This window comes from Streptococcus pseudopneumoniae (genome assembly GCF_038148935.1).
Lineage (GTDB): Bacteria > Bacillota > Bacilli > Lactobacillales > Streptococcaceae > Streptococcus > Streptococcus pseudopneumoniae_U.
The window spans coordinates 1-7,297 of record NZ_JBBJZX010000098.1 but is presented as its reverse complement, the minus strand read 5'-3'; the positions used below and the strand labels follow the sequence as shown (position 1 = coordinate 7,297).

Sequence of the window (7,297 nt, the reverse complement as noted above, 5' to 3'; positions counted from 1 at the left end):
GAGTATAGAGTTAAGGAACGTGGTATATCTTCGTTCCTTTTTATATTATTTTTGGTATAATAATAGTTATTCAAATTTTATTTAGATTATGAAAGTGTAGGGAAGTATGTCTCGTTCTATCGATATATTAAAACATCGGTATTTGAAAAATATTAAAGAAAATCCTGAATTGTTTGTCGGAATTGAGTTGGAGTATCCTGTTGCAAATTTAGAAGGGGATGCTACAAATGTTGAAATTATAAAGGATCTATTTCATTATTTAGTTTCCGCTCTGGATTTTACTGTCGAAAAGGTAGATGATTTTGGCAATCCGATCCAGTTAGTAGATCCGATAAGTCAGGATGCTATTTTATTTGAAGTTTCCTATACAACGATTGAGTTTGCATTTGGTAAGGCTGAAACGATTCAAGAGGTCGAAAATCGTTTCAATAATTATATGGATGTAATTCAGAGAAAATTAGGCGAATCCAATCATGCTATCGTTGGTTGCGGTATTCATCCTAACTGGGATAAAAATGAGAATTGTCCAGTGGCTTATCCGCGCTATCAGATGTTGATGGATTATTTGAATTTGAGTAGAAATATTACTAAATCAGATTTACATCATTTCTCTGAATATGGTGCTTTTATCTGTGGGAGTCAGGTTCAGCTGGATATTTCAACATCCAACTACTTACGGGCGATTAATGCTTTTACTCAAATTGAAGCGGCTAAGGCTTATTTATTTGCCAATTCTGAGTTTTCGGGTGCAGATTGGGATACGAAAATTTCAAGGGATATTTTTTGGGAAGAATCCATGCATGGTATCTATCCAGAGAATGTTGGGATCAATGCTAGACTCTTTAAAGATGAGGATGATTTTTTTGATTATCTAGATCATTCTGCAATTTTTACTGCGGAACGTGATGGACAAACCTATTATTTTTATCCGATTCAGGCAAGGGACTATTTGGCTACATCTGAAATCCAAGCATATTCTCTTAATGGGGATGAGATTCTTATTTACCCTCAAGAGAAGGATTTTGAAACTCATCGTAGTTACCAGTACCAAGACTTAACGACTCGAGGAACAGTTGAGTTTCGTAGTGTGTGTACACAGCCACTTGATAGGACTTTTGCTTCTGCAGCCTTTCACTTGGGATTGTTGGTTAATTTAAATAAGTTAGTAGCTTACTTAGAAACAGCACCTTTCTTTAAGAAATTTAATTGTGATTATAAGTTTTTAAGACGACAATTTTCTAAGAAAAAGCTTACAGATGAGGAAGAAACTACGATTATTGAATTTTCCAAAGACTTACTTATCCTATCTGAGGAAGGACTGGAGATGAGAAATAAGCAGGAAATGATTTATTTAGAGCCTTTGAAGAAAGAATTGGGACTATAATTTCTTTTATAAAGGGAGAATTTTCTGAAAAATCATGATATAATGGAAGAGACTATAGATAAAGGATAGAGAGTAATGACATTAGTTTATCAATCAACGCGTGATGCGAAAAATACAGTAACTGCCAGCCAAGCTATTTTGCAAGGTTTGGCAACGGATGGTGGTTTGTTTACACCGCTTACTTATCCAAAGGTAGATTTGGACTTTGACAAATTGCAAGATGCTTCTTATCAGGAAGTTGCTAAGTTAGTTTTGTCAGCATTTTTAGATGACTTTACAGCTGAGGAGTTGGACTACTGTATCAACAATGCCTACGATAGTAAGTTTGATACTCCAGCTATAGCGCCTTTGGTGAAATTAGACGGGCAATACAACTTGGAACTGTTCCATGGTTCAACAATTGCCTTTAAGGATATGGCCTTGTCTATTTTGCCATACTTTATGACAACAGCTGCTAAGAAGCATGGTTTGGAGAACAAGATTGTCATCTTAACAGCGACATCTGGTGATACTGGGAAAGCTGCTATGGCAGGGTTTGCGGATGTTCCTGGCACTGAGATTATCGTCTTTTATCCGAAGGATGGTGTCAGTAAGGTACAAGAGTTGCAAATGACCACTCAGACTGGTGGCAATACTCATGTTATAGCCATTGATGGTAACTTTGATGATGCGCAAACAAATGTGAAGCACATGTTTAACGACGTGGCTCTTCGTGAAAAATTGGCTACCAACAAGTTGCAATTTTCATCAGCTAACTCTATGAACATTGGTCGTCTGGTGCCACAGATTGTCTATTATGTTTATGCTTACGCTCAGTTGATTAAGACTGGTGAGATTGTGGCTGGTGAACAGATCAACTTCACAGTACCAACAGGAAACTTTGGAAATATCTTGGCTGCCTTTTATGCCAAACAAATTGGTCTACCAGTTGGCAAATTAATCTGCGCTTCAAATGACAACAATGTTTTGACAGACTTCTTCAAGACACGTGTTTATGATAAGAAGCGTGAGTTTAAGGTAACAACTAGCCCATCTATGGATATTTTGGTATCTTCAAACTTGGAGCGTTTGATTTTCCATCTTTTGGGAAATGACGCTGAAAAGACAGCTGAACTCATGAATGCTTTGAATAGCCAAGGTCAATATGAATTGACAGACTTTGATTCAGAGAATCTTGCACTCTTTGCAGCTGAATATGCGACTGAGGAAGAAACAGCGGCAGAAATCAAGCGTGTTTATGAGTCAGATTCTTATATCGAGGATCCACATACGGCGGTTGCCTCGGCAGTTTATAAGAAATACCAAGCTGCTACTGGCGATGCGACTAAGACAGTAATTGCATCAACAGCTAGTCCATACAAGTTCCCGGTAGTTGCAGTAGAAGCTGTAACTGGGGAAGTTGGCTTAACTGACTTTGAAGCCTTGGCTCAATTACATGACATTTCAGGAGTGGCTATGCCACCTGCAGTTGATGGGCTTGAAACAGCTCCTGTTCGTCACAAGACAACAGTGGCAGCTGCTGATATGCAAGCAGCGGTTGAGGCTTATCTAGGACTTTAAGACAGGGGGAGTAAACTCGGTTGGGAAACCAACTGAGTTTCTTTTCATCAGGAGGAAGGATTGTTTAAGAAAAATAAAGACATTCTTAATATTGCCTTGCCAGCTATGGGCGAAAACTTTTTGCAGATGCTCATGGGAATGGTGGACAGTTATCTGGTTGCTCACTTGGGCTTAATCGCTATTTCAGGTGTTTCAGTAGCTGGCAATATTATCACGATTTATCAGGCGATTTTCATAGCTCTGGGAGCTGCTATTTCCAGTGTTATTTCAAAGAGTTTAGGGGAGAAGAATCAGTCTAAGCTAGCCTACCATGTGACTGAGGCGTTGAAAATTACTTTACTCTTAAGTTTCCTTTTGGGAGCTTTGTCCATCTTCGCTGGGCAAGAGATGATAGGACTTTTGGGGACGGAGAGAACTGTAGCTGAGAGTGGTGGACTCTACCTATCTTTAGTTGGTGGTTCGATTGTTCTTTTGGGCTTGATGACCAGTATGGGTTCCTTGATTCGTGCAACGCATAATCCACGTTTGCCCCTCTATGTTAGTTTTTTATCCAATGCCTTGAATATTCTCTTTTCCAGTCTAGCTATTTTTGTTCTTGATATGGGAATAGCTGGTGTTGCTTGGGGAACTATTCTGTCTCGTTTGGTAGGTCTTGTGATTTTGTGGTCACAATTAAAACTGCCTTATGCGAAGCCAACTTTTGGTTTAGATAAGGAATTGTTGATCTTGGCTTTACCAGCAGCTGGAGAACGTCTTATGATGCGGGCTGGAGATGTCGTGATCATTGCCTTGGTCGTTTCTTTTGGAACGGAGGCAGTGGCTGGGAATGCAGTCGGAGAAGTCTTGACCCAGTTTAACTATATGCCTGCCTTTGGTGTGGCTACAGCAACAGTCATGCTGGTAGCTCGAGCGGTTGGAGAAGATGATTGGAAAAGAGTCGCTAGTTTGAGCAAGCAAACCTTTTGGCTCTCTCTGGTTCTCATGTTACCCTTGACCTTCAGTATCTATGCTTTGGGTATACCACTAACTCATCTCTATACAACTGATTCTCTAGCGGTGGAGGCTAGTGTTCTAGTGACACTTTTTTCACTACTTGGTACTCCTATGACGATAGGAACAGTCATCTATACAGCAGTCTGGCAGGGTTTGGGCAATGCTCGGCTTCCCTTTTATGCGACAAGTATAGGAATGTGGTGTATCCGCATTGGAACAGGATATCTGATGGGAATTGTGCTTGGTTGGGGCTTGCCTGGTATTTGGGCAGGGACTCTCTTGGATAATGGTTTTCGCTGGTTATTTCTACGCTATCGTTACCAGCGCTATATGAGCTTGAAAGGATAGGAAATGCAAAAAACAGCTTTTATTTGGGATTTAGACGGGACTTTATTGGACTCTTACGAAGCGATTTTATCAGGGATTGAGGAGACTTTTGGTCAGTTTTCTATTCCTTATGATAAGGAGAAGGTGAGAGAGTTTATCCTCAAGTTTTCTGTGCAGGATTTGCTTGTGCAGGTAGCAGAAGAGCGAAAGCTAGATGTGGAAGTGCTAAATCAGGTACGTGCCCAGAGTCTGGCTGAGAAGAATGCTCAGGTAGTTTTGATGCCAGGTGCGCGTGAGGTTCTAAAGTGGGCAGACGCAGCGGGGATTCAACAGTTTGTCTACACTCATAAAGGGGACAATGCTTTTACCATTCTCAGAGACTTGGGGTTGGAATCCTATTTCACAGAGATTTTAACCAGTCAGAGTGGCTTTGCTCGGAAGTCCAGTCCAGAAGTGGCTACCTATCTGCTAGATAAGTATCAGTTGAATCCTGATAATACTTATTATATAGGAGATCGGACTCTGGATGTGGAATTTGCCCAGAATAGTGGGATTCAAAGTATCAACTTTTTAGAGTCGACTTATGAAGGAAATCACAGGATTCAAGGGTTAGCAGATATTCCTTACATTTTTGGGGATTGGGAACGATAAGATTGTGTCAGTTTTGTGACAGAGACCTAACAAACTGTTTCAAGTAACCGAGTTTGTTACAAGGAACAGACAGTTCTGTTAAATAGGCCCGAGAGGGCTTTTTTCTGCTCTTTTTGTGTTATGATAGACAGGTATTCATTTGAAAGGAATTTGAAAGAATGAAGAAAAGAATATTATTAGCCTCAACGGTAGCCTTGTCATTTGCCCCAGTATTGGCAACCCAAGCAGAAGAAGTTCTTTGGACTGCACGTAGTGTTGAGCAAATCCAAAACGATTTGACTAAAACAGACAATAAAAGAAGTTACACCATTCAGTATGGTGATACCTTGAGTACCATTGCAGAAGCCTTGGGTGTAGATGTCACAGTTCTTGCGAATTTGAATAAAATCACTAATATGGACTTGATTTTCCCAGAAACTGTTTTGACAACGACTGTCAATGAAGCAGAAGAAGTAACAGAAGTTGAAATCCAAACTCCTCAAGCAGACTCTAGTGAAGAAGTGACAACTGCGACAGCAGATTTGACAACCAATCAAGTGACGGTTGATGATCAAACTGTTCAAGTTGCAGATCTTTCTCAACCGATTGCAGAAGCGCTAAAAGAAGTAGCATCAAGCTCAGAAGTTACAAAGACAGTGATTGCTTCTGAAGAAGTGGCATCATCTACGGGCACTTCTGTCCCAGAGGAGCAAACAACTGGAACAACTCGCCCAGTTACAGAAGCAGCTCCTCAGGAAACGACTCCAGCTGAGAAGCAGGAAACACAAGTAAGCCCTCAAGCTAAGTCAGCAGTGGAACCAACTACAACTCTAGTAGAAGAAAAAGCAACTGCAACAAACTCAGAAGAAGTATCATCATCAAGTGAAGCTACACCAGTAGTTTCTACTTATCAACCAGAAGAGACGAAGATAGTTTCAACAACTTACACAGCTCCAGCTGCGCCCGATTATGCTGGACTTGCAGTAGCGAAATCTGAAAATGCAGGTCTTCAACCACAAACGGCTGCCTTTAAAGAAGAAATTGCTAACTTGTTTGGCATCACATCCTTTAGTGGTTACCGTCCAGGGGACAGTGGAGATCACGGAAAAGGTTTGGCTATCGACTTTATGGTCCCAGAAAGCTCAGAACTAGGAGATAAGATTGCGGAATATGCTATTCAAAATATGGCCAGCCGTGGCATTAGTTACATCATTTGGAAACAACGTTTCTATGCCCCATTCGATAGCAAATATGGACCAGCTAATACTTGGAACCCAATGCCAGACCGTGGTAGCGTGACAGAAAACCACTATGACCACGTTCACGTTTCAATGAATGGATAAACCAGATTTGATAATATCATTTTGACGAATGAGATCTAGCTTTCGTGATAGGAAGCGAGTTTCGTTCGTTTTTTCTTTTTCAATTTGAATGGAAAATGGGAAGTTTCTGTCTTGTAATGATTCAAGCAACATTCTTGCAATTTATTTTACTTTGCATCATACTTGATTAGTCAATTATTGATAAATCAACAGAAAAGAGGAAGAAATGATAGAGATTCAAGATCTGCTGTATCAACTCCGCTTGTCTGAGCAAGCGAGTACGCAATTGTTTGAAAAAAGGCTTGGAATTAGTTTGACACGGTATCAGATTTTACTGTTTTTACTGGAGAATTCTCCCTGTAATCAAATGGCAGTTCAGGAGCGTTTGAAGATTGATCAGGCTGCTTTGACCCGACATTTCAAGATTTTGGAAAAGGAGGGTTTGGTGGAGCGTCATCGCAATCATGAAAATCAGCGGGAAGTGTTGGTAGAAGCTACGAAGTATGCCAAAGAGCAGTTAGTGGTGAATCCTCCTCTGAAGCATATCAAGGTTAAGGAAGAGATGGAAGGTATCTTAACAGAGTCTGAGAGAACAGAACTCAGCCGTTTACTAAATAAATTAGTTTTGGGTATTGAAAATATAGAAATTTAAGGAGAAATAGATGTCAATTACTACAATCATTTTAGCAACGATTGTTGCTTTGGAGCATTTTTACATTTTTTATTTGGAAAGTATTGCAACGCAATCAGATGCAACCAGTCGAGTCTTTAACATGGAAAAGGAAGAACTGGCTCGTCCGTCTGTAAGTTCATTGTTTAAAAATCAAGGGATTTATAATGCTCTGCTAGGAGTCTTTCTATTGTATGGGATTTATTTCTCACAGAATTTAGAAATTGTGACTATTTTTGTTTTATTTGTGATTGGTGCTGCGGCTTATGGCTCTCTCACAGCAGATAAGAAAATTATTTTGAAGCAAGGTGGACCAGCTATTTTGGCCTTAATTAGTATTTTATTCTTTAAATAAACTCATACTCTTCGAAAATCAAATTCAAACCATGTCAGCGTCGCCTTGCCGTACTC

The 7,297-nt window shown here is 40.0% G+C and carries 7 protein-coding genes; all 7 read left to right on the top strand.

All coding sequences use genetic code 11. The features are described 5' to 3' along the window. Window positions 1-106 precede the first annotated feature (106 nt). The 7 genes from WKI42_RS08955 to WKI42_RS08925 all read left to right on the top strand — a co-directional run bounded on the left by WKI42_RS08955 (window position 107) and on the right by WKI42_RS08925 (window position 7,241). Entirely contained in the window at window positions 107-1,384 is a 1,278-nt protein-coding gene (locus WKI42_RS08955; RefSeq protein ID WP_368081733.1) for a gamma-glutamylcysteine synthetase, read from the top strand. Window positions 1,385-1,459: 75 nt separating this feature from the next. Further along, complete coding sequence (gene thrC / locus WKI42_RS08950) at window positions 1,460-2,944, top strand: threonine synthase (RefSeq protein WP_368081732.1); 1,485 nt, start codon at window positions 1,460-1,462, stop codon at window positions 2,942-2,944. A 60-nt stretch (window positions 2,945-3,004) separates the two neighbouring features. Further along, complete coding sequence (locus WKI42_RS08945; protein ID WP_368081731.1) at window positions 3,005-4,285, top strand: MATE family efflux transporter; 1,281 nt, start codon at window positions 3,005-3,007, stop codon at window positions 4,283-4,285. A 3-nt stretch (window positions 4,286-4,288) separates the two neighbouring features. Beyond that, window positions 4,289-4,915 carry an HAD family hydrolase gene (locus tag WKI42_RS08940; protein WP_368081730.1) on the top strand — a complete coding sequence of 209 codons (627 nt, stop codon included), beginning with the start codon at window positions 4,289-4,291 and terminating at the stop codon, window positions 4,913-4,915. Window positions 4,916-5,073: 158 nt separating this feature from the next. Further along, entirely contained in the window at window positions 5,074-6,237 is a 1,164-nt protein-coding gene (locus WKI42_RS08935; RefSeq protein WP_368081729.1) for a LysM peptidoglycan-binding domain-containing protein, read from the top strand. A gap of 205 nt (window positions 6,238-6,442) precedes the next feature. Further along, the gene (locus tag WKI42_RS08930; protein WP_368081728.1) at window positions 6,443-6,868 is read left to right on the top strand and encodes a MarR family winged helix-turn-helix transcriptional regulator; all 426 of its coding nucleotides are present in this window, start codon (window positions 6,443-6,445) and stop codon (window positions 6,866-6,868) included. A 10-nt stretch (window positions 6,869-6,878) separates the two neighbouring features. Continuing rightward, window positions 6,879-7,241: a DUF1304 domain-containing protein gene (locus WKI42_RS08925; protein WP_368081727.1), complete on the top strand. Its 363-nt coding sequence runs from the start codon at window positions 6,879-6,881 to the stop codon at window positions 7,239-7,241. The last annotated feature ends 56 nt before the right edge of the window (window positions 7,242-7,297 follow it).

Bases quoted from the DNA above. Each gene is read 5' to 3' on its own strand.
- WKI42_RS08940 (WP_368081730.1), top strand. From the start codon at position 4,289: ATGCAAAAAACAGCTTTTATTTGGGATTTAGACGGGACTTTATTGGAC.
- WKI42_RS08925 (WP_368081727.1), top strand. From the start codon at position 6,879: ATGTCAATTACTACAATCATTTTAGCAACGATTGTTGCTTTGGAGCAT.
- WKI42_RS08935 (WP_368081729.1), top strand. From the start codon at position 5,074: ATGAAGAAAAGAATATTATTAGCCTCAACGGTAGCCTTGTCATTTGCC.
- WKI42_RS08955 (WP_368081733.1), top strand. From the start codon at position 107: ATGTCTCGTTCTATCGATATATTAAAACATCGGTATTTGAAAAATATT.
- WKI42_RS08930 (WP_368081728.1), top strand. From the start codon at position 6,443: ATGATAGAGATTCAAGATCTGCTGTATCAACTCCGCTTGTCTGAGCAA.
- thrC (WP_368081732.1), top strand. From the start codon at position 1,460: ATGACATTAGTTTATCAATCAACGCGTGATGCGAAAAATACAGTAACT.